Source organism: Halopelagius fulvigenes, from assembly GCF_055398025.1.
In genome coordinates this window covers 2,507,366-2,527,253 of the sequence record NZ_AP043846.1, presented here as the reverse complement: position 1 = coordinate 2,527,253, position 19,888 = coordinate 2,507,366, and the positions used below count along the sequence as shown (strand labels likewise).

Annotated in this window: 29 protein-coding genes and 1 tRNA gene; 7 read left to right on the top strand and 23 right to left on the bottom strand. The window is 66.3% G+C overall.

Annotated features, from left to right (window positions below; genetic code table 11):
• Nucleotides 1-54 precede the first annotated feature (54 nt).
• Nucleotides 55-1,812 carry an ATP-binding protein gene (locus tag ACZ522_RS17890; RefSeq protein WP_379696492.1) on the top strand — a complete coding sequence of 586 codons (1,758 nt, stop codon included), beginning with the start codon at nucleotides 55-57 and terminating at the stop codon, nucleotides 1,810-1,812.
• A 77-nt stretch (nucleotides 1,813-1,889) separates the two neighbouring features.
• Here ACZ522_RS17890 and ACZ522_RS17885 read toward each other — a convergent pair whose 3' ends face one another.
• The 12 genes from ACZ522_RS17885 to ACZ522_RS17830 form a co-directional block, all read right to left on the bottom strand.
• On the bottom strand, nucleotides 1,890-2,093 hold the full coding sequence (locus ACZ522_RS17885) for a HalOD1 output domain-containing protein (protein ID WP_379696494.1): 204 nt from the start codon (nucleotides 2,091-2,093) through the stop codon (nucleotides 1,890-1,892).
• 195 nt (nucleotides 2,094-2,288) lie between these two features.
• Nucleotides 2,289-2,933, bottom strand: a complete 645-nt coding sequence (gene tpiA, locus ACZ522_RS17880) for a triose-phosphate isomerase (RefSeq protein ID WP_379696497.1) — start codon at nucleotides 2,931-2,933, stop codon at nucleotides 2,289-2,291.
• A 103-nt stretch (nucleotides 2,934-3,036) separates the two neighbouring features.
• Nucleotides 3,037-3,174: a hypothetical protein gene (locus ACZ522_RS17875; protein ID WP_379696500.1), complete on the bottom strand. Its 138-nt coding sequence runs from the start codon at nucleotides 3,172-3,174 to the stop codon at nucleotides 3,037-3,039.
• Nucleotides 3,175-3,348: 174 nt separating this feature from the next.
• Nucleotides 3,349-3,879 carry a multiprotein bridging factor aMBF1 gene (locus ACZ522_RS17870; protein ID WP_379696503.1) on the bottom strand — a complete coding sequence of 177 codons (531 nt, stop codon included), beginning with the start codon at nucleotides 3,877-3,879 and terminating at the stop codon, nucleotides 3,349-3,351.
• A 57-nt stretch (nucleotides 3,880-3,936) separates the two neighbouring features.
• Nucleotides 3,937-4,536 (bottom strand): CDP-alcohol phosphatidyltransferase family protein, encoded by a 600-nt coding sequence (locus ACZ522_RS17865; protein WP_379696506.1) that lies wholly within the window; start codon nucleotides 4,534-4,536, stop codon nucleotides 3,937-3,939.
• Entirely contained in the window at nucleotides 4,533-5,045 is a 513-nt protein-coding gene (locus tag ACZ522_RS17860) for an adenylate kinase family protein (RefSeq protein ID WP_379696509.1), read from the bottom strand. Before ACZ522_RS17860 ends, ACZ522_RS17865 begins: the two co-directional genes overlap by 4 nt.
• Nucleotides 5,042-6,139, bottom strand: coding sequence for a histidinol-phosphate transaminase (hisC, locus tag ACZ522_RS17855; RefSeq protein ID WP_379696511.1), 1,098 nt, complete (start codon nucleotides 6,137-6,139; stop codon nucleotides 5,042-5,044). Before hisC ends, ACZ522_RS17860 begins: the two co-directional genes overlap by 4 nt.
• 57 nt (nucleotides 6,140-6,196) lie before the next feature.
• Nucleotides 6,197-7,141, bottom strand: a complete 945-nt coding sequence (locus ACZ522_RS17850) for an ABC transporter substrate-binding protein (protein WP_379696514.1) — start codon at nucleotides 7,139-7,141, stop codon at nucleotides 6,197-6,199.
• Nucleotides 7,142-7,243: 102 nt separating this feature from the next.
• Nucleotides 7,244-7,636: a DUF1648 domain-containing protein gene (locus tag ACZ522_RS17845; protein WP_379696516.1), complete on the bottom strand. Its 393-nt coding sequence runs from the start codon at nucleotides 7,634-7,636 to the stop codon at nucleotides 7,244-7,246.
• 62 nt (nucleotides 7,637-7,698) lie between these two features.
• Nucleotides 7,699-8,475, bottom strand: coding sequence for a fumarylacetoacetate hydrolase family protein (locus ACZ522_RS17840; RefSeq protein WP_379696518.1), 777 nt, complete (start codon nucleotides 8,473-8,475; stop codon nucleotides 7,699-7,701).
• 53 nt (nucleotides 8,476-8,528) lie between these two features.
• Nucleotides 8,529-9,209 (bottom strand): TIGR00266 family protein, encoded by a 681-nt coding sequence (locus ACZ522_RS17835; RefSeq protein ID WP_379696521.1) that lies wholly within the window; start codon nucleotides 9,207-9,209, stop codon nucleotides 8,529-8,531.
• Between the two features lie 101 nt (nucleotides 9,210-9,310).
• Nucleotides 9,311-9,670 carry a DUF8064 family membrane protein gene (locus ACZ522_RS17830; RefSeq protein ID WP_379696524.1) on the bottom strand — a complete coding sequence of 120 codons (360 nt, stop codon included), beginning with the start codon at nucleotides 9,668-9,670 and terminating at the stop codon, nucleotides 9,311-9,313.
• A 105-nt stretch (nucleotides 9,671-9,775) separates the two neighbouring features.
• Between ACZ522_RS17830 and ACZ522_RS17825 the strand changes: the two genes are divergently transcribed.
• Both ACZ522_RS17825 and ACZ522_RS17820 read left to right on the top strand, forming a co-directional pair.
• Nucleotides 9,776-10,492, top strand: a complete 717-nt coding sequence (locus ACZ522_RS17825; RefSeq protein WP_379696527.1) for a metal-dependent hydrolase — start codon at nucleotides 9,776-9,778, stop codon at nucleotides 10,490-10,492.
• Nucleotides 10,493-10,654: 162 nt separating this feature from the next.
• Nucleotides 10,655-11,053 carry an OsmC family protein gene (locus tag ACZ522_RS17820; RefSeq protein WP_379696530.1) on the top strand — a complete coding sequence of 133 codons (399 nt, stop codon included), beginning with the start codon at nucleotides 10,655-10,657 and terminating at the stop codon, nucleotides 11,051-11,053.
• 134 nt (nucleotides 11,054-11,187) lie between these two features.
• On the opposite strand, the gene ACZ522_RS17815 is transcribed toward ACZ522_RS17820, so the two are convergent.
• From ACZ522_RS17815 to ACZ522_RS17805, 3 genes are all read right to left on the bottom strand, one after another.
• Nucleotides 11,188-11,361: a hypothetical protein gene (locus ACZ522_RS17815; protein WP_379696533.1), complete on the bottom strand. Its 174-nt coding sequence runs from the start codon at nucleotides 11,359-11,361 to the stop codon at nucleotides 11,188-11,190.
• An 86-nt stretch (nucleotides 11,362-11,447) separates the two neighbouring features.
• Entirely contained in the window at nucleotides 11,448-12,038 is a 591-nt protein-coding gene (locus ACZ522_RS17810) for a DJ-1/PfpI family protein (RefSeq protein WP_379696536.1), read from the bottom strand.
• Between the two features lie 54 nt (nucleotides 12,039-12,092).
• Nucleotides 12,093-12,884, bottom strand: a complete 792-nt coding sequence (locus tag ACZ522_RS17805; protein WP_379696538.1) for an HAD-IIA family hydrolase — start codon at nucleotides 12,882-12,884, stop codon at nucleotides 12,093-12,095.
• Nucleotides 12,885-12,964: 80 nt separating this feature from the next.
• Here ACZ522_RS17805 and ACZ522_RS17800 point away from each other — a divergent pair, with 80 nt between their 5' ends.
• Both ACZ522_RS17800 and ACZ522_RS17795 read left to right on the top strand, forming a co-directional pair.
• Nucleotides 12,965-13,252 carry a hypothetical protein gene (locus ACZ522_RS17800; RefSeq protein WP_379696541.1) on the top strand — a complete coding sequence of 96 codons (288 nt, stop codon included), beginning with the start codon at nucleotides 12,965-12,967 and terminating at the stop codon, nucleotides 13,250-13,252.
• Between the two features lie 72 nt (nucleotides 13,253-13,324).
• The gene (locus ACZ522_RS17795) at nucleotides 13,325-14,116 is read left to right on the top strand and encodes a GTP cyclohydrolase III (RefSeq protein WP_379696544.1); all 792 of its coding nucleotides are present in this window, start codon (nucleotides 13,325-13,327) and stop codon (nucleotides 14,114-14,116) included.
• Between the two features lie 13 nt (nucleotides 14,117-14,129).
• Here ACZ522_RS17795 and ACZ522_RS17790 read toward each other — a convergent pair whose 3' ends face one another.
• Genes ACZ522_RS17790 through ACZ522_RS17780 form a run of 3 tightly spaced genes read right to left on the bottom strand, consistent with a single transcriptional unit; the run spans nucleotide 14,130 to nucleotide 15,755 of the window.
• Nucleotides 14,130-14,528, bottom strand: a complete 399-nt coding sequence (locus tag ACZ522_RS17790; RefSeq protein ID WP_379696547.1) for a MaoC/PaaZ C-terminal domain-containing protein — start codon at nucleotides 14,526-14,528, stop codon at nucleotides 14,130-14,132.
• Nucleotides 14,525-15,550, bottom strand: coding sequence for a DUF7972 family membrane protein (locus tag ACZ522_RS17785; protein ID WP_379696550.1), 1,026 nt, complete (start codon nucleotides 15,548-15,550; stop codon nucleotides 14,525-14,527). Before ACZ522_RS17785 ends, ACZ522_RS17790 begins: the two co-directional genes overlap by 4 nt.
• The gene (locus ACZ522_RS17780; protein WP_379696553.1) at nucleotides 15,543-15,755 is read right to left on the bottom strand and encodes a DUF4177 domain-containing protein; all 213 of its coding nucleotides are present in this window, start codon (nucleotides 15,753-15,755) and stop codon (nucleotides 15,543-15,545) included. Before ACZ522_RS17780 ends, ACZ522_RS17785 begins: the two co-directional genes overlap by 8 nt.
• A gap of 189 nt (nucleotides 15,756-15,944) precedes the next feature.
• Between ACZ522_RS17780 and ACZ522_RS17775 the strand changes: the two genes are divergently transcribed.
• Entirely contained in the window at nucleotides 15,945-16,208 is a 264-nt protein-coding gene (locus tag ACZ522_RS17775; RefSeq protein WP_379696556.1) for a HalOD1 output domain-containing protein, read from the top strand.
• Between the two features lie 286 nt (nucleotides 16,209-16,494).
• Here the strand turns inward: ACZ522_RS17775 and ACZ522_RS17770 are convergent, their stop codons facing one another.
• Nucleotides 16,495-17,439, bottom strand: coding sequence for an alpha/beta fold hydrolase (locus ACZ522_RS17770; protein ID WP_464391789.1), 945 nt, complete (start codon nucleotides 17,437-17,439; stop codon nucleotides 16,495-16,497).
• Nucleotides 17,440-17,448: 9 nt separating this feature from the next.
• On the opposite strand from ACZ522_RS17770, the gene ACZ522_RS17765 reads away from it, so the two are divergent.
• The gene (locus ACZ522_RS17765) at nucleotides 17,449-17,748 is read left to right on the top strand and encodes a DUF7526 family protein (RefSeq protein ID WP_379696561.1); all 300 of its coding nucleotides are present in this window, start codon (nucleotides 17,449-17,451) and stop codon (nucleotides 17,746-17,748) included.
• 37 nt (nucleotides 17,749-17,785) lie between these two features.
• Here the strand turns inward: ACZ522_RS17765 and ACZ522_RS17760 are convergent, their stop codons facing one another.
• The 4 genes from ACZ522_RS17760 to ACZ522_RS17745 form a co-directional block, all read right to left on the bottom strand.
• A complete protein-coding gene (locus ACZ522_RS17760; protein ID WP_379696564.1) occupies nucleotides 17,786-18,724 on the bottom strand; it encodes a DUF7983 family protein in 939 nt (312 codons plus the stop codon).
• A gap of 234 nt (nucleotides 18,725-18,958) precedes the next feature.
• Nucleotides 18,959-19,137 (bottom strand) — tRNA-Trp (locus tag ACZ522_RS17755).
• A gap of 61 nt (nucleotides 19,138-19,198) precedes the next feature.
• The gene (locus ACZ522_RS17750) at nucleotides 19,199-19,420 is read right to left on the bottom strand and encodes a DUF5795 family protein (RefSeq protein ID WP_092535793.1); all 222 of its coding nucleotides are present in this window, start codon (nucleotides 19,418-19,420) and stop codon (nucleotides 19,199-19,201) included.
• A gap of 52 nt (nucleotides 19,421-19,472) precedes the next feature.
• The gene (locus ACZ522_RS17745; RefSeq protein WP_379696567.1) at nucleotides 19,473-19,865 is read right to left on the bottom strand and encodes a secondary thiamine-phosphate synthase enzyme YjbQ; all 393 of its coding nucleotides are present in this window, start codon (nucleotides 19,863-19,865) and stop codon (nucleotides 19,473-19,475) included.
• Between the last annotated feature and the right edge of the window lie 23 nt (nucleotides 19,866-19,888).

The window sequence follows — 19,888 nt, the reverse complement described above, 5'->3', positions numbered from 1 at the left end:
GGCGGCGGACGGGAAGGGAGGAACTATGAGGCGCGACGATGACGCGTCGGGTAGATGACGGAGGATACCGAGACGATCACCGTCGCGGACATAAGCGAGGGCGTCGGCGGCAAGGGGGACGCCGAACCCGGGACCGAGGTGGACCTCCCCGTCGTGGACATCCTCACGGGCCGCGGGTTCGTGACCGGGAAGTCCGGGTCCGGGAAGTCGAACACCGCGTCGGTGATAATCGAGAAACTGCTGTCGAACAACTTCCCGGTCCTCATCGTGGACACCGACGGGGAGTACTACGGCCTCAAAGAGCAGTTCGAGTTGCTCCACGCCGGCGCGGACGACGAGTGCGACATCCAGGTCAGTTCGGAGCACGCAGAGAAGATAGCGGGGTTGGCACTCGAACAGAACGTGCCCATCATCCTCGACGTGTCGGGCTACCTCGACGAGGGCGACGCGCAGGAACTTGTCACCGAGGTGGCGAAGAACCTCTTCGCGAAGGAGAAGAAACTGAAGAAGCCGTTCCTGATGCTCGTCGAGGAGTGCCACGAGTACATCCCCGAGGGCGGCGGCATGGACGAGGCCGGGAAGATGCTCATCAAGATAGGCAAGCGGGGCCGAAAACACGGCCTCGGCATCGTCGGCATCAGCCAACGCCCCGCCGACGTGAAGAAGGACTTCATCACCCAGTGCGACTGGCTCGTCTGGCACCGACTCACGTGGCAGAACGACACGAAGGTCGTCGGGCGAATCTTGGGCTCTGAGTACTCCGACGCCATCGAGGAGATGGGCAACGGCGAGGGCTTCCTCGTCACGGACTGGTCGGAGTCGATCCGCCGCGTCCAGTTCAGGAAGAAACAGACGTTCGACGCGGGGGCGACGCCCGGACTCGACGACTTCGAACGCCCCGACCTGAAGTCCGTGGACGGCAACCTCGTCTCCGAACTGCAGAACATCTCCGACGAGAAGGCGCGCCGGGAGAGCCGGATCGCCGAACTCAGACAGGAGTTGGACAAGAAGGAGGCGAGAATCCGCGAACTGGAGCGAGAGTTAGAGGAGGCTCGGGACCTCTCGAACATGGCCGACCAGTTCGCGCAGGCGATGTTCCGGAAGGCGGAGGCCCCGTACCGCGGCGGAGAGGGACGCAACCTGAAGCGACCGACGGAGAAACAGGCCGCACTCGGCGAGTACGACGAGGCGGACGACGCGGCGACGGACGCCTCCGCGACGGGCGACGCGCCCACGCCCGCGGACGGTGACGAGGCGGCCCCCGCGGACGACGCGGTGGACGGCGAGGCGGTGGACGCCGCGGTCACCTCGGCGGCCGCCGGCGCGTACCCCGGGCTCGACGTCGCGGCGACGGACGCCGCCGGCGAGGAGTTCGACGTCGAACCCGAACGCGCCCACGAGAACCTCGCGGGCCTGACCGGGCGGGAGGACGTGATAGAGCGACTGCGAAACGTCGTCCGGTCGATGCACCCCGTCTCCCGTCGGATGCTCGCGTTCTACCGCGAGGTGGACGCCTGCGACCCGGTGGACGCCCACGTCGCGGCCGGGCAGGTGGGCGACAAACACCTCGCATACGGGCGGAACGCCCCCCTCCGACGCGCCGGGTTCGTCGAACACGTCGGCCGCGGGCGGTACGCCTACGCGCTACCGGATCTCGTCCGCGAGGAGTTCGCCGACCGCTTGGACGAGGGCGAACTCCGGGAGGTGGTCTCCGCCGTCGAACGGTCGTTCGTCCCGACGATGGTGGACGAGGAGGAGAGCGACCCGGCCGACGGCGAGGACGCCGACGCGGAAGTCGAAGCTGACGACTGAGCCGCGGTCGAATCGAGGGCGACCGACGACCGAATCGTCGCTGCCGGCGTCGAAGCCGACCGCGGGCGGAGAAGGGTTCAAACGCCGGTCGAGACATCCACGGTCCTGTCCGCTCGGACGGTCACGTCGCACCCGGCGTACCGGAAGGTAATCTCCCCGTTCGCGTCCGGTGCGGAAAAGAGCGCGTTCAAGGCGTCGGGGTCCACCGCCCAGTACAACGGCGGCAGCTCGACCGCCGGCACGTCCGTGGCGGCACTGACCGCTTCGACGACGGCGCGCATCGTCGCCCCCGCGTTCGTCCCTGACTTGTTCAAATTCTCTGATTCCGATACGTCATCTCGCTGCATCTACCATGACATAAGCGTTCGTCAGACGTTGAATTCTGCCCGAAGGCGAGGGGATTATACGTCCGGTGTCCGCTCGGGACGCCCGCGAGTCGCCCGAAAGCGCCTCGACCGAGGGCGGTTCGCGTCCGATTACAGCGGTTCGACGAGGTCTTCGAGGGCCGCGCGCGGGTCGTCGGCCTTGGCGACGCCGGAGGCGAGCAAGATGCCCGTCGCGCCGAGATCGCCGGCGGCCTCGACGTCGTCGCCCGAGGAGATGCCCGCGCCGCAGAACACCTCGACGTTCTCGTCGACGCTCTCGGCCGCCTCGACGGCGTCCTCGACGATATCGGGGTCGGCGGTGGCGACGGAGACGTCGCCGCCGATGAGTTCCGGCGGTTCGACCGCGACGGAGTCGGGACCGAGGGCCGCGGCGGCACCGATCTGAGCCGGGTTGTTCGCACAGACGCAGGTTTCGAGTCCGGCGCGTTCGGCGGCGCGGACGGACCCGTCGATGTCGGCGAGTTTGAGTCGCTTCTCGGAGTGGTTGATGAGGGTTCCTTCGGCACCGGCCTCGGCCACCGCCTCGGCGAGGGTGCTTCCGGTGTGGCTTCCGTGGCCGTTGGGGTCCACGTGCTGTGCCCACGTTTCGACGCCCGTCTCGGCGACGCGGGCGATGTCGGCGGCCTGCGGGGAGACGGCGATGCGGACGCCGGACTCCTCGGACACCTCGCGGGCCGCGGTCGCTACTTCGATGGGGTCGCACGGGTACGCCTTGAGATTGACGAGGATGAACACGCGTTCGTGTCGGGTCTCCGCCGAGAAATAGGTTAATCTTCGGCGTCGGTTCCGCGGAACTTCTCTCGAACGGGAAGTCGATCGGAGAGACGAGGAAAGCGGGTTACTGGACCAACTTGAACTCGACACGATGTCGGTCGCCGCACTCCTCCCGGTGCGTCTCCCGAACGTCGAGAACGTCGTCCAACTCGCCCACCTCTCGCCGGAGACCGCACTCGATGCACGTCACTGTGTACGTCATCTTACTCGTCTCGGTCGGTGCCCCCTCGGGTCACTTAGGATGCCGCGTTCACTCGGAAGATCAACAGCCGTCGGTTACCCGAAACGACTCGGCCGGAGGCGTCGCACGGGTAGCGCCACCGCTGGAGGGAGTCGGTGTCCAAAGAACGCGTCGAATCGGGGCGTCGCGGTCCGCTCAGTCCTTGCGCTTGACCACGTCGCCGAGCGTCGTCGTCGTGGAGGAACCGCCCGACCACTCCTCCTCGTCGTCGTCCGCGCCTTCGACGAGGGAGATGTCGAGTTTCTTCTCCAGTTTCTTCCGGACGGAGTCCGGGGGGAGGATGTCGCCGCGTTCGAGTTTGCGGATGAGGCTCGCCTTCTCGTTGAGCGACTGCGCGAGGTCCTCCTGACTGAGGCCGCGTCCCTCGCGGGCCTCGCGGATCCGGTCGTCGTAGTCCGCCGCGATTTCGTCCATGTCGTCGAACATGTCCCGGCGTCGGCGCTTCGACCCGCCGGAACTGCCTCCGGTTCCGCCGGAGGAACTCGACGAGGACGAGGACGAAGAACTCGACGTGGAGTACTTCGTCGAGGCCGACGAGGAACTCGACTCAGTGCGGACCTCGGTACCGAACTCGGCGCAGTCGTCACAGAGTTCGAGTTCGGCCCCTTCAACCTTGACCGTCTTCAGCGACGGTCGCTCCTTGCCGCACATCTCGCATTGGGGCATACCATCTCATAGCCGAGGGCGCGATATAAAAGGCACGACGCGAAGTAGTCGGATTCGTCAGGTGAGGTCGCTCATCGCGCCCCAGAACCGCTGGAGCGCGGTGAAGTGGCCGATGACCGCGAAGAAACCCAGCAGTAGTTCGACGGGGTGGAAGCCGAGGAGGCTCTGGACCGCCGCGGCGACGAACGCGACGATACCGATGAGCGCCAACCGGTCGGCGCGGCCGACGAGGCCGCCGTACTCTCTGCCCAGCCCGACGGCCTGAATCTGCGTCCCGAGGTAGGAGGTCATCAGGACGCCCGTGACTGCGGCGAGGCCGAGGGCCCACGACCCGACGCCCGCCGCGAGGCCGACGAGCATGGCGATGTCGGCGTACCGGTCGAGGACGTGGTCCAACAGGTCGCCGCCCTCGCTGGCGACGCCCTGCGCCCGCGCGAGTGCGCCGTCGACGAGGTCCAACCAGCCGTTGAGGAAGACGAACACGCCGCCGAGGGCGTACCAGACGGGGTCGGCGGCCGCGAACGCGCCGCCGGCGGCGACGGCGAACCCGAACGCGACGACGCTCACGCCGTCCGGCGAGAGGCCGAGGCGGTCGGCGACGCTGACGAAGGGGTCGAGCAGTCGGTCCGCGACGGAGCGGTACTGGTCGAGCGTCATAGGTAGTCGATGAAGTCGACGGTGCCGACGCGCGGGTCCGTCTCACCTTCGACGGCGGCGACGACGTCCTCGGCGACGGCTTCGGGGTCCCGGTCGGTCGTGTCTATCTCGTAGACGGCGTCCTCGCCGAACCGCTCGACGGTCTCCGCGAGAACCACGTCGAGCGCTTCGCTCTCCGCATTTTCGCGCGCCTTCGCCTCGGTCTCGCCCCGGTCGAGCAGTCGGCGTTCCAGTTCCTCGGGGTGACAGCGCAGGACGACGGCCGCCTCGGCGTCGAAGTGGTGCGCGAGGTGGGATTCGAGGACGCCGTCCCACTCGCCCAACCACTCGGCGACGGCGTCCAAGTCGGTCACGAGCGAATCCCGTTCGGCGTCGCGTTCGGTGAACAGTTTCTCCTCGCGGATGGCGTCGTTGAGGTGGATCACGTCCAGCCCGGTTCTGTCGGCGACTGCCTCGCTGACCGTCGTCTTCCCGGTTCCGGGCGTGCCGGTGAGTGCGACGCGCGTCACGCCCGCGTCCCCTCCGCGGCGACGTCGGCGACGACGTCGTTCAGCACTTCCACGGCCCGTCTCGTCTCCTCGCGCGTCCCACAGGAGACGCGGACGCACTCCGGCAGGCCGAAACTGGAGGTGTCGCGGACGATGACGCCGCGGCGTTGCGCCGCCTCCGCGACGGCCGTCCCGTCGCCGACTTCCACGAGGACGAAGTTGCCGCCGGAGGGCCACGTCCGCGCGTCGAGTTCGTCGCGGTAGTACTCTCGCGCCCACGCCGCCGTCTCGACCGACTCCTCGACGTGTTTCTCGTCGTCGAGGGCGGCGAGGGCGGCTCGGCAGGCGATTTCGTTCGCGGCGAAGGGCGTGTTCACCCGCGCGTAGGCGTCGCCCCACGCCTCGGGGACGACGGCGTACCCGATGCGCAGGCCGGCGAGGCCGTACGCCTTCGAGAACGTGCGCGTCACCGCGAGGTTGTCGTACTCCGAGAGGAGTTCGACCGCCGACGGTTCCGCCGAGTACTCGCCGTACGCCTCGTCCGCGACGACGAGGGTGCGGTCTTCGACCGATTCGAGCAGTTCGACTATCTCGTCGCGGGCCATCACCGACCCCGTGGGGTTGTGCGGCGTCGTGACGTAGACGATTCGCTCGTCGTCGTACGCGTCGAGGACTCCGGCGGCCGTCTGCGCGAAGTCGTCGTCCTTTGAGACGGCGTACTCGGCGGCGTCGCCGTGGTGGTACCGCGCCGACATCGAGTAGTAGGCGAACCCCGGCGTCGGCACCAACACGCGGTCGTCCGGTTCGAGAAACGCCCGCGAGAGGTAATCGAGCGCGCCGTCCGCGCCCGGTCCGACCCACACCTGTTCGGGCGAGACGTCCCACTTCGCCGCCAGTCGCTCCGTGAGGTCCGTGTGCGACGTCTTCGGGTAGACGTTCACGTCGGGGGCGGCGTCCTCCACCGCGGCCACCGCCGCCGGCGACGGCCCGTGGGGGTTCTCGTTCGACGACAGCTTCGTCAACTCGTCGGGGTCCAACCCGAGTTCGCGGGCCACCTCCTCGGTCCCGCGCCCGGGTACGTACGCCTCGTGCGCGGAGAGGTCCCTCGGCATCATATGGTCGAACGATACTCCCGGCGGTTCTTAAGGGTGCTTACACCGGACGGCGGCGGCCTACCCGCCGCGGTAGGACGCGGGGACGTACTGGTCGAACTGCGGGTCCGAAGACAGGGCGTCGGGGAGGAAAAGCGGGTCGCCGCCCGGCCGGAACTCCCGAATCAGTCGCTGTCCGGTCGGACCGGTGAGGAAGCCGACGTACAGCATGGCGAGTTCGTACCGGACGTCGCGCTTCGCGGGGTTGACCGGGATGACGCCGTACTCGTTCAGGAGGAGTTCCGACCCGCCGCCGAGGGGCCCCTCGACGAACGCGTCGAGTCCTATCTCCTCCCGGAAGACGCGGTACGTCCCCCGGTCGGTCAGGGTGTACGCGCCGCGCCGCCCCGCCTGCCGGAGGGTGTCGCCCATGCCGTCGCCCGTCGCCTGGTGCCACCGGCCGCCCGGCGCGGCGTCTGCGCGTCTCCAAATCGCTCGTTCGCGGCGGTGGGTCCCCGACTCGTCGCCGCGGGAGAGGAACAGCGACTCCGCGCGGGCGATTCGCTCGAACGCCGCGACGGGGTCGGAGACGGCCGAGACTCCGGCGGGGTCGTCGGGGGGCCCGACGACGAGGAAGTCGTTGTGCATCAGCGACCGGCGGTTGACCCCGAACCCCTCCTTCAGGAACTCGTCCTCCGCCCCGCGGGCGTGGACGAGAACGGCGTCGGCGTCGCCGTCGCGTCCCCTCCTGAGCGACGCGCCCGTCCCGAGGGAGAGCACCTTCACCCGCAGGCCGAACCGCTCTCGGAGGGCCGGGTGGAGGGCGTCCAACAGTCCGGTGTCGTACGCCGTCGTCGCGGTGGCGAGCGTCAGCGTCCGCGTCTCCGCGCCCGCCGCCTCCGCCGTCGAAGTCGACCCGACCGAGGCGGCGTTCGACCGACTTCCCTCCCTCTCCCCGCTTAGACACCCCGCCCCGGCGACGAGTCCGGTCGCCCCGAGTGCTTCCAGATAGCGGCGTCGGCGCATACGACGACGTGCGTCGGCGGAGACAAGTGCATTTGGTTTCGAACGGAGAGCATCGTAACCAGATTCGGTTTCGTCGGCGGACGACCCCCGTCGGGACGACGCTCAGTACAGTCGGTCTATCGCCAGACCGGCGACGAGGAGGACGAGGACGCCCGGGAGGACGGCGAGTCCCACGTCCACGGGGTAGCCGAGGTTCCACGCGAGGACGACCGCTTGGACGTACGTGAGGAACGCCGACAGGAGGAGTCCGAACGCCGGCGGGACGTCCTCGCTCCCGGCGACGGAGGAGATGCCGCGGACGAACAGCACCGACCCGAGTCCGACGACCGGTAAGAGGAGGACGCCGACGAGGGGCGAGGCGAAGTTGTCGGGGTCGCCGGCCGCGCCGAAGTGGATGGCGAACCGGTCGGGAAGCGACGGGAGGAGGGCGAGGCCGATGACGGCGCTACCGACGAGGAGGGCGACGCTGAGTGCGTCGTACTGGCGGGCGTTCATGTTCGCCGGTACGCCGCGTGAGATGTTTAGTTCTTTGTCACGACTGTCACTCGGAGCGGATCCTACGGGACGCGCACGTCGTGTTCGAGGACGCCGACGCCCTCGACTTCGACTTCGACGGTGTCGCCGTCCGAGAGGGGGCCCACGCCCTCGGGCGTCCCCGTCGAGATGACGTCGCCCGGTTCGAGCGTCACGTACGTTGTAATCTCCGCGATAAGTTCGGGAATCGAGAAGATGAACGCGTCGATGGAGGAGTCCTGTTTCGTCTCGCCGTTCACCCGGAGTTCGATGCTGGCGTCGTCGGGCACCTCGTCGGGCGTGGCGAGGACCGGGCCGAGGGGTGCGCTGTTGTCGAACGCCTTCCCGCGAATCCAGTTCTGCTCTTCACTCTGGTCGTCGCGGTTCGAGATGTCGTTCATGCAGGTGAAGCCCGCCACGTACTCCATCGCCTCCTCCTCGGAGACGTTGCGGCACTGTTCGCCGATTACGACGGCCAACTCCGCCTCCCACTCGACGCGTTCCTTCCCGGCGGGGAGGGTCACGGTGTCGCCGTGGGACGAAAGCGCGTTCGGCGGCTTGAGGAAGAGTAGCGGTCGGTCCGGAACGTCCTCGTTTCGCTCCTCGGCGTGTTTCGCGTAGTTCCGCCCGATGCAGACTATCTTCGTCGGGTCGCACGGCGGCAGGACGTCCACCTCGTCGAGGGCGTACGTCTCGCCGCCGAAGGAGACGCGGTCACCGGACTCCGTCTGATCGCCCGCCGAGGTTCCCTCGGCGATATCGCCGTGCCACTCGCCGCGTCGGACCGACCCCGCGGGGTCGCGGAAGCGTACCTGATGCATACCCGGTGCGTCTCCGCCCCTCCGCTTCGTTCTTTCCCTCCCGGAAATCTCCCTCACTGACCGGACGACGGCGGCGTTGGCAGTTTGGGTATCAACCACGAGAGGAACGCGTCCGCGCTTCGGGTCTGAAGCCACACCCTGCCGTCGCCGCGGAACTCGCAGACGAGTCCCTCTCCGCTCAGGACGGTGGACTTCAGGCCGCCGACGCGACGCACGGTGAAGTCCACGGACTCCTCGAAGGCGACGACGTGGCCCGTATCGACGACGAACGGATCCGCCGCGCCGACGTCTACCTCCTCTATGGCCCCGTAACTCGACAGGAACGCCGGCCCCGACCCTGTGACCTTCAGGAGGAACAGGCCCTCGCCGCCGAAGAACGACCGCGACCCGCCGAACTTCGTGTCCACGTCGAGGGCGGTGTCGCCCGCGAGGTACGACCCGGACTGGACGTACACCGTCTCGCCGTCCAGTTCGACGTGCGTCACGTCGCCGGGGAGGGGCGGCGCGAAGGACACCTCGCCCGCCTCCGCCGCGCGGAACGTGTTCTGGAAGAAGCTCTCGCCGCCGAACGACCGGCGAATCGACTTCAGAAAGCCCCCGGTCGCGTTCGTCTCCATCTCGACGCTCGCGTCGTGAGAGACCATCGCGCCGCCCTCCGCCCGTATCTCCTCGCCCGCCGAGAGCGAGACGGTCAGAAGCGAGTCGGACGGCTGGTGGGTGATATCGTACTCCATACTCGTCCGTCGCCGCGCCGTCGGAAGAACGTAATTCGGCGCGAGAGAGAACGTCTCGAACGGAAGAACGAACCGGTACGACCGGTCCGTTCGCCGCCGGTTCAGAAGTCGAAGCGGAGGTACGACGTTCCGTGCCGGTAGTTGTACGCCTCGACGACGAACCCCGCCGCGGCGAGGGCGGTGAAAACTAACAGAACGACGCCGGCGGCGTCGGAAATCAGGTACCACAGTCCGAACAGGAGGACGCCGTACGCCGCGGAGACGAGGTTGAAGGCGGGGTGCGAGCGAACGGCGTCGAACGCACTCGCGCCGAGGTACAGGACCGTAACGACGGCCAGTACGACTGCAAGCGGCGGAAGCGGCACGGACGCGACGAACAGGGACACTACGACGGCGAACGCGAGTGCGACGACTGCGCGGTAGCGACTGATTCCGCTCCCGAACGCGATGGAGGGCGACATACCCGACGGAACGTCCAGTTCGCGGATATGTCTACCGTCCTCGGCGGTGCGGCGTTCGGCATCTTTTATGGCACTGTCGTGAGTAGTTCTCGCCGACTCATGACGATGGAACTCACTTGGCACGGACACTCCACGTGGCACGTCGACGTAGACGGGACCACCTTCCTCATCGACCCGTTCTTCGACAACCCGTTCACGGACCTCGAACCCGAGGACGTGGAGACGCCGGACTACCTCCTCCTGACGCACGGCCACGCCGACCACATCGCCGACGCCGGCGCGTTCACCGACGCGACGCTGGTCGCCGTGCCGGAGATGACGGCGTTCATGCAGGACGAACACGGCTTCGAGGACGCTATCGGCATGAACCTCGGCGGCACCACCGAGTGCGGCGACGCGTTCGTGACGATGCACCGCGCGGACCACACGAACGGCCTCAACACGAGTTACGAGAACGACATCGGCGTGCCCGCCGGGTTCGTCATCAGCGACGAGAAGCCGTCGCAGGACGAGGACGACGGCGCGACGGCGTTCTACCACGCCGGCGACACGGCGCTCATGTCGGAGATGATAGACGTCATCGCGCCGTTCCTGCAACCCGACGCCGCCGCCCTGCCGTGCGGCGACCACTACACGATGGGTCCGTGGCAGGCCGCCGTCGCCGCCGACTGGTTGGGCGTGGACCACGTGTTCCCGATGCACTACGACACGTTCCCGCCCATCGAAATCGACGTCGACGACTTCGTCGACGAGGTGGAGAAGACGGGGACGGACGCCGACGTCCACATCCTCGACGGCGACGAGTCGTTCACGCTGGAGTGACGCGCCCGCGACGGGCCGAGACGGTCACCTCCCGCGTCCCGTGACCGTCGGTTCAGACGTAATTTCTTCGACACGCTCGGCTTCGAATCGAGCGACGGAGGCACCCTCCGAGAGCGAGTTTGAGCAACCTTTAGGGCGACGGCACCCGAGTGTACGAACGCAATGAGCGACATCCAAACTTCCACCGTCAGCGAGGAAGGCTTCGCGTCCACGAGTCAGGTCGGCGACTTCGAACTCACCATCGACGCCACGAACGAAGACGGCCCTGACCCGAATCAGGTCCTCGTCGCGGACTACGCGTCCTGTTTCCTGCCCGCGTTCCGCGTCGGCGGCCAGCAGACGGGCCACGACGACCTCGGTAAGGTTCAGATCGACGCCGACGCCGACCTGAACGACGACGACGACCTCGAACGCATCAGCTTCGCCATCCACGTCGAGGCGAACCTCGACGACGGCGAGTTCGACGAAATCGTCGACCGCGCCGAGGGCATCTGCCACGTCCACGCGGCCCTCCGCGAGGAGCTCCACGCGGACATCGAGGTCCACGGCGGCGCGTTCTGAGGACGACGAGTCGCACACCCCGACTTTTTTCAAACGAGGTTACCCGCGGTCGCTCTCACCCGGTAGCCGTCGGTGCCGTTATCGGTCGGCGCGCGCTCTGCGCCGCGCGGGTCGAACGGCAGAAGGAGGGCCGTTCAGCGGCGGTGGTACGCCCGGTAACTCATCGCCTCACCGTCTACGATGACGACCTCTCGCTCCTCGGGGTCGCTGAGGTCGGCTTCTTCGATCTCGTCGTTCGACAGGTACGGTCCGTGGGGTTCTTGCACGTCTTCGTCGAAGACGTACGGGCTGTTCGGCTGTCCTTTCATACTCGGTGGTAGCGCACTCGACGATATAAATCTTTGTCAGACATTCCCACGCACTTCGCGTTCGAAAGAACGGTCTCAGTTTCGGGTCAGTCGTCCGCGGCGGCGGGTTCGGCCTCGGATATCTCCGTGCCGAGGAGGTCCAAGAACGCCGCCAACCACTCGGGGTGGTCGGGCCACGCCTGCCCGGTGACGAGGTTCCCGTCCACCGTCACCTCGTCCACCCACGAACACCCCGCCGCCTCGATTTCCGCGCGCACGGCGGGGTAGGCGGTCATCTCGTACCCCTCCAAGACGCCCGCGGCGGCGAGAATCTGCGGGCCGTGACAGAGTGCGGCCACCGGCTTGTCCTCCTCGAAGAAGTGTCGGACGGCGTCGAGAACTTCCTCGTGCGTCCGGAGGTACTCGGGGGCGCGTCCGCCGGGGACGACGAGTGCGTCGTACTCGGCGGGGTCGACGTCGTCGAACGTCGCGTTCAACTCGAAGTCGTGGCCGCGCGACTCGACGTACGTCTGGTCGCCGCGGAAGTCGTGGATAGCCGTCTTCACGGTGTCGCCCGCCTCCTTGTCGGGGCAGACGGCGTCCACCTCGTGTCCGACCATCGTCAGCGCCTGGTACGGCACCATTATCTCGTAGTCCTCCCCGAAGTCGCCGACTATCATCAGGATGTTCTCGGCCATGGTATCACCCAGTTAACACTCTCCGCGAGAGATGATAACGATTGCGCGGGGTTCTCACGCGGTGCCGTCGAGGACGTCGCCGATGTCGCCCAACGAGTCGAGGACGTAGTCGGGTTCGACGGAGGAACGAGAGAGCGTCTCCTCGTCGGTGACGCCGGTTCGGACGAGGACGGTGGTCATGCCGAAGCGTTCGCCGAGGGCGATGTCGGTGTCGAGTCTGTCGCCGACGACCAGCGTCTCCCCGGGGTCGGTGCCCAGTCGTTCCAGCGCCATCGTCCGCGCCGTCTCGGAGGGCTTTCCCAACACCGCGTCGGGTTCCCTCTCGGTGACGCCCGCCACGGCGTTTATGACCGCGCCGGACCCCGGCACGTCGCGTTCCGCCGCCGGGATGACCATGTCCGGGTCGGTGCCGACGAAGGCGACGCCGTCGTCGGCGAGGACGTCGAGCGCCTCACAGAGGGTGTCGTAGTCGAACGACCGGTCGATGGAGGCGAGGTAGACGTCGGCGTCGGCGGCGTCCCCGACGACGGAGACGCCCGCGTCGTCGAGTATCTCGACGAGTCCGGGTTCGCCGACGACGTACACCGCCGCGTCGGGGCGTTCCTCGGCGAAGTACCGCGCCGTCACGGTGCCGGCGGTGACGACTTCCTCGGCGGACACCTCGAAACCCGCGCGCGCGAACCGTTCCTCGTACGCCGACGGTTGCTTCGCCGGGTTGTTCGAGACGAAGACGCGCCCGAGTCCCGCCGACTCGACGGCGGCCAGTCCGTCGCCCGCGCCGGGTATCGGTTCGTCGCCCCGCACCACCGTGCCGTCCACGTCCAAGATGGCCCCGCGGTAGTTCATCGTCCCCCCGTTCGAGCGGTTCGGTGTTGAATCCGACGCCGGTAGGAGGAGTTATGGTATATGCTAACGTACGTCTACGTATGTTGTTCGTCGCCCACCCCGGCGGTGCGGGACCGAGAGGGAGAGCGCCGGAGTCGAGGGCGGGAGGCGATGCCCTCGGGAGGGGTTACTACGTCTGCGGCGCGTTGAGTCTCGGCGCGGCCCTGTTGGCGATGTTCCTCGCGTACTCCGTGTTGGTTGCCGTCGCCAGTCTCGTCCCCCTCCTCTCTACGACGACCATCGCGTTCGCGGGCGTCCTGACGTGGTTGGTGCTGTGGTTGGCATTCGACGCGGTGCGCCTGTGGCTTCTCGGCCGAACGACCGCGTGACCGACGGGAGCGTCGGTCTCCGCGACGTGCAAGAACCAAAGAACGATATGCGAGTCTCCCTTCGGACGAAGTGTGACGAACACGCAGCTTTCGCTCATCCAGATAGACAACTACGGTCCGTGGACGGTCACCCCGGAACCGCGACGGGAGATGGACCTTCAGACGCTCCAGTCGCGGTTGTTCGCGGACCTCGCGCAGTTCGTCGGCAGTCGGGACGGGTACGTCTTCTTCACGCGGTTCGACAACATGGTAGCCGTCACGAACGGCCTCGACGGCGACGACCACGAACTCATGCAGGAGTCCATCGGTAACCGCTACCCGGTGAGTATCAGCGTCGGCGTCGGCGTCGATTCGACGCCGATAGACGCCCTGGAGACGGCCACCGCGGGTCTCCAACGCGCCGGAAGCGCGCAGGACGGCGACCGGCGGGAGGTGTTCGCGGGCACGACGCTCACCGAACGGGACCGGACGCCGACGGACGTGCAGATCGCCCACTTCGACGTGAACGACGCGACGAGCAAGTACACCGACCGACTCAACGAGTTCGACTCGTTCATCGAGATAGAGCAGGGGTACGCCTCGCTCATGCGCCACCTCCGGGAGGAACGCGGCGCGCTCTCCTTCTTCGTCGGCGGCGACAACATCATCTCGGTCTGCCCCGACATGGACGAGTCGGCGTACCGGTCGGCCATCGACCACGTCGAACGCGAAGTCGGCGTCGAACTCAAAGTCGGCGTCGGCGTCGCGGACAACGTCCAAGAGGCGGGGATAGCCGCCAAGCACGCCCTCGAAGAGTGCCGCCACCGCGGCACCGTCGTCGAGATGGACGTCCCCCGTCCCGACGTCGGACTCGCCGAGGACTGAGCCCCCGCCCGAATCAGCGTCGCCTCTCCTTCCACACGAGGCCGGCTATCTCTCCGGTCATCACGGTTTCTCCCCCCTCGTCCTCGGAGCGAACCTCGACGACGAGTTCGTACCGGTCGTCGCGTTCCGTCACGTCCGCGACGGTGCAGGTGCAGGTCACCGTCGTCCCCGCGTACACCGGTTCGACGAACTCGAAGGTCATCTCGCGGGCGAGGACGCCCAGTTCGCCGCCGATTTTCGTCGGCATCGTCGCCGTCAACAGACCGTGGACCAGCACCCGGCCGTCGTCGTCCGGTTCGGTGTGTCTCGGCTGGGTGTCGCCCGAGAGTTCCGCGAACCGCCGCACCTCCGCCGCGGTGAACGTTCGCTCGAACGCGTGCGCGTCGCCTTCGGTCGGCGGGTTGCAGGTCATTCTCCGGGCTTTCTGAGGACTATCGGTCCAATGGCGAGCGTTCGCTTCGCCGCCGTCGCGATGCGGAACACGTAGGAGGTGAACAACAGGAACGGCAGGGTGGTGACCGTGAACGCCGCGGAGGTGACCCACACGATGTCGTTGATACCGAACGTCGTCCCCGGGAACGTCCCCGCGCCGACGAACGTGAGCATGCACCCCGCGACGACGATGGCCGGCACCGCGATGTAGAGGATGTACTGCGAGAGGTCCACCAGCGCCCACTGGAAGTAGAGCGTCTTGATGTGCTCGCGGGCGGGGCCGAACATCGAGAGCGCCGTCTGCAGTCGGGCGAACGCCTCGTCTTCGTCGTCGCTCAGACTCTCCCCGAACTCGGCGGTCATGCGCTCTATCTGGTAGATCTTCCACGAGTAGTTGAAGTTCAACGCGGCGGTCATCACCTCGAACGTCCCGAACTCCGCGTCGTCGAGCTGGTCGTCCACTTTCTCGGCGTTACCCTGCAGGCTCTCGACGAACTCCGAAACCTGTCTGCGGAGCTCGTCGTCGTCGTCGTTCTCTGCGACGATTCGGCCGAGCGCGGCCGCCCGTTGCTCGCTCGTCCGGACGAGCTGTTGGAGGAGCTCCGACGGATGGGCGGGCGGGGCCTCCTCGAAAAGCTCTGCGGCGTACGTCCGGTAGTCCATCGCGTCGCTCATCCGCTTTCGCTGGTCGCCCAACGGCCCCGTCTCCTGCGAGAGGACGAGTTGGTTGATGGTGACGACGAGCGTCGTGCCGGTGATGACGACGCCTATCATCGAGGAGAAGATGGTCTCGATGGTGTCGGTGGTCTGTATCTCCTGCTGTAACGACGGCCGAAGCACTGTGCTGGCCACGATGAACGAGACGAAGACGAAGAGTGCGAGGAGGGCGGCGACGGCGAACCGGTCCGCGTCCAAGAGGAGCCACATCTTCGCCCGGCTCTCGCCGGCCCGTTCGCGCATCGTGTTCGCCGTGCCGATGGCCTTGTCGTCTGCGTCACTCATTCCCGTCCCTCTCCGCGCCGGCGGGTCGCTTCAGGACGAGGTACTTCGTCCCGCCGCCGGTGTAGTCGATGGTTTCGACGAGTTCCCACCCCTCGCGACCGAGTTCGTTCAGTTCGTCGGCCGGGTCCTGCGCCTCCTTCTGCGTGCTCTCGCGCGGCGGTTCCAACGTCCGGTACTCCCATCTCCGTGGCGACGACGCGTCCATTCGTCGTAGGATACGAGGGCATCCGGACTAAACGTGGTGCCCGACGCGGCGGGAGTTCCGTTCGGTCGCTCGGTCCGTGTCGGCTCCCGAACGTTCACGGAGACGTACACCCAGCGAAATAACACTCTCTCAGTAGTTGTCGTTAGTCTGACGAATGATTATGGTGTCTGGTTCTAGAGGACGGTACGTATGAGAGCAGACGAAAACGAGATCCATCGGAACCTAGACACCGATGCGAACCCCACGGCACAAGTCGTACAGGCCGTCGCCGACCAGAAGGGTATGGACCCGATGAGTCTGCAGAGTGCGTGGAACGCCATCGGCCAGGTGCTCGACCCCCTCTTCTCGACTCCGCCGTCGCCGGACGCCGACGTGGAGATAACGTTCAACTACGAGGGGTACCGCATCACCGTCGGGCAGGACGGGTGTGCGACGTTCGACGAACTCGAATAACTCGGGGCGAGTTACGTCGGGTGAGCGGGTTCGACGGCGAGTGGACGTGGAACTGCGAGCGACTCGCTCGGAGAACGGGGCCGGAGCGACACGCTCGATACGTTCCTCCCGTCTCTCGTCGATCGATCCTCGATACGGCCACGTCGCTCCCCGTCTCTGTCCTCGTCGTCCTGTCCGTCGCCAATCGGCTACACCGGGTCGCGTAGGGGGTGCCGTGCGGTTCTCCGGCCCCGTCAGATTTCACCACCCCGCCACGATATCGGGGAGATGGTGATTCTCGCACCGTCTATCCCCGGGACTCCGTCGCTCGGACGAAGGCTCGAATCTCCGCAGCGACGCGGTCGGGGGCCGAGTCGGTGGCGGCGTGTCCAACGCCGTCGAGTGCTGCGATACGACTCTCCGGAAGGCGTTCGTCCAGTTCGAACACGGCGTCTCGCAGGTGATCAGGACCGTGTTCGCCCGTCAGCAGAAGCGTTGGAACGTCGACGTCCACGTCCTCGGAGAGGTCGTACCCCTCTACGGCGTAGTTCTCCCGAATTACGGTATCGACGAGGTCGAAGTTCACCCCGTCGGGCCAGAACGGCAACCGCTCAGGGTCCGGGATACCGGCGCCGTTCCGGTAGAACAGCTTCATCGCGTTCTCCGGGTCGCCGGCGTCGAGCCTCTCTCGCATCCGGTCGGCTAGGTCGTCGTCGCGGTGCTCACCGACGAGGATCGCCGGTTCGTAGAGGACGAGTCGGTCGATATCCGCCTCGCTCGCAGCCGCAAGCGCGACGAGACCGCCGAAGGAATGTCCGAACACCGTCGGGTCGCCGTCGACGGCGTCAACGAGCGCACGCGCGTCGGCAGCCTCGCGGTCGAGGTGGTACTCGTCGGCGTCGCCGCTGTCGCCCCGCCCCCGCCGGTCGGGAACGACGAGCGTGAAGTCGTCGGCGAGGTGCGGTCGGAGAGCGTCCCACGTCTGACGGGTTCCTGAGCCTCCGTGGAGGAGGATCAGCGGTGGACCCGACCCCTCCCGTTCGTAGGCGATCGTCGTTCCGTCCGCCGAGGTGACCGTTTGCATGGAGTAAGGCGTGAACTGTGATCTCACTAAACTGTTTCTCGATCCATCATCTATCGCGGTCGTCGCTCGACGCCCCTCCGATGACCGAATACAGGGTTCATCCGACACCCCGTTCTGGAGGGACTCCGCTTCGTTCGATAGCACGCCTTTCCTTCTTTTAGCGCTCATCTGGACACTGTGACCGAGACAATCCAGGGCGACGTCCTGCACGTCATCCCTCCGGATGAACTGGACGACCACGACTTGGCGCCCGGTCTCCGAGAGTTAGCCGAGTCGCACTACGTGATCGTACTCCGGAAAGGAGGCCACCCTTCGATACTGGCTCTCGTCTGGGCGTTTATCCGTCGCAGCCCGATCAAGGCAGTAACTGTCGTTACCGACCGGCGTTTCGAGGAGGACGACGAAGTCACGCTGACTGTCGAGAAGACGGACATGGCCGGCGTCTACGTCACAGCGGTCTCTGGACGAGACTCGTAGAGGTAGCCGGCGTCGATTCTCCGCGAGCCCGTCACCGCTATCCGGCTGCGAGGACGGTGTCGAGGCGCTCTTCGAGTTCTTCGATGTCGTCTCGTAGATCCTCGGCCTCCTCCGTTTCGAGACCGGCGAGCCGGTCTTTGAGACCCTGTAACTGCGATTGCTTTTCCGCTTCTTCCACCGACGTTTTCTGGACGTACACCTGCTCTTCGACGTTGTAGACGTCCCGTTCGTCGATATCCGTGACTGCGAGCACCACGTCGAGCTTCTCGGGGTCGATTCCCCACACCCACTCGCGGGGAACGCCCTCTTCGTCGAGAACGTCCAAAACGGCCCCCTCGTCTTTGAGGTGGCGACGTTTGCGGGACGTCCGGTGGACGGTTCCGAATCGTCCGTGGAGGTCCGCATCGGGCCCGATGTACTCTAGTAGTGTGTCCCCGACCGTCTTTCTGAGCCGATCCGCCCCGCGTTGGACGTCAGAGAGGAGCACGTACAGGTCGACGAGTTCCTCGGACGACAGCGAGTCGGGGTCGTCGAGGTCGTGCCGTCGGAGCGTATCGGCGAGGAGCACCACGTTGTCGTAGATGCGCTGAGGGGGCGTCCGGACGGTCCACTCCGGACGGAGGAAGGGGCTTTCCGTTTGATCGGTAGACTCGCTTCGGTGGAGCGTATCATCGGATTCGTCAACGGTATACTGCTCCGAGAGAGTCAGTACCGACACGTACGGTTCGACCCCCGTTGGAAGTTCAGTAATCGACAACTCACTCGGGTCCGATTCGAGCCAGTCGTACAGGACTTCGAACTGGTTTCGCCAGAGCGGGCGCTCTCGATCGTCTCCGACGTACGTGACGATGATCCGATCGTCGCGTGACGACTCGATCGCGAACGCACGCTCCGACGACGGGGTGACGAGGACAGAGTCGGACCCGATCTCCGCGCAACGGTGGCGAAGGTCGGTCCACACAGAATCGAACGTCATGTTCGAAAATCGCCCGTCGAGCGCAAAAACGTGGGGCCTAGTTCTGTTGATTTCGACCTGGATGTGGATGTATTGAGGTGTTCTGAGAGCGCGTGGGGCCGGAGGGATTTGAACGACGGTCGCTCACTCCGTTCGCTCCCCGGTTCAAATCCTCCGACGTGCATTCGACACTTCGATACGGATAGACGAGCACACGCTACGCGGTGCTCGTCGGGCGTAGTCTCAGAGTAGAAGTGGGGCCGGAGGGATTTGAACCCCCGATCGACTGATATCTCCGGTACGCGCCTCGGTACTCCAGAGGGTCGTCAACACGACCGATGATCAGTCGGTCGCTCGGTATATCAGTCTGGAGTGTCGTCACCGGGCGCCAAGCCTCTGGAGTCAGTCGCCATGCCGGGCTTGGCCACGGCCCCTGTGTGTGCACTCGTGGGTTGGACGATACGACTTAAAGGAATTTCGATTGACGGCGGTCCGTCAGCGGTCCGTCTCCGACCAATCGCAGTCTTGGCACTTGTAGGCGGTCACGAACTCGGTGACGCTCGGCATGTAGCCGACCGAGAGGACGTTGCCGCCGCACTCGGGGCAGTCCCTGTCGGCGTCCTCGATGTCCTCGGCCTCCATCGGACGCTCTCCTTCGACGAGTTCCGCGAGTCGCTTGGGCGTCACCATCCGACCTTGCACGACGCGATTGCTCATGTCAGATTCGTGGATTCGGAGTGGGGTAAGTCCTCCGCGTCCGAGTCGGAGGTTAGTGGGTCACCACCGAGACGGTTCGCGTCCGCGGACCGTCGCACTCGACCAAGAGGAGCGACTGCCACGTCCCGAGGTCCAACTCGCCGTCCGCGAGGGGGACGGTCACGCTGTTCCCGAGAAGGAGGGCTCGGAGGTGCGAGTCGGCGTTTCCGTCGAGTTCGTCGTGGGCCCACCCCTCGTCCGGGACGGCCGAAGAGAGCAACTCCTCGACGTCGGACAGCAGTCGACGCTCGTTCTCGTTGCAGACGATTCCCGCCGTAGTGTGTCGGACGAACACCGTGCACGCGTCCGCGTCGGCGGCGTCGGCTAGTGTCTGTTCGACTCGGTCCGTCACGTCCGCGACGGCGAGGCGGGCGTCCGTCTCGACGTCGAATCGGGCCGTACCCATGTCGAGACGAACGGCGGGAGGAT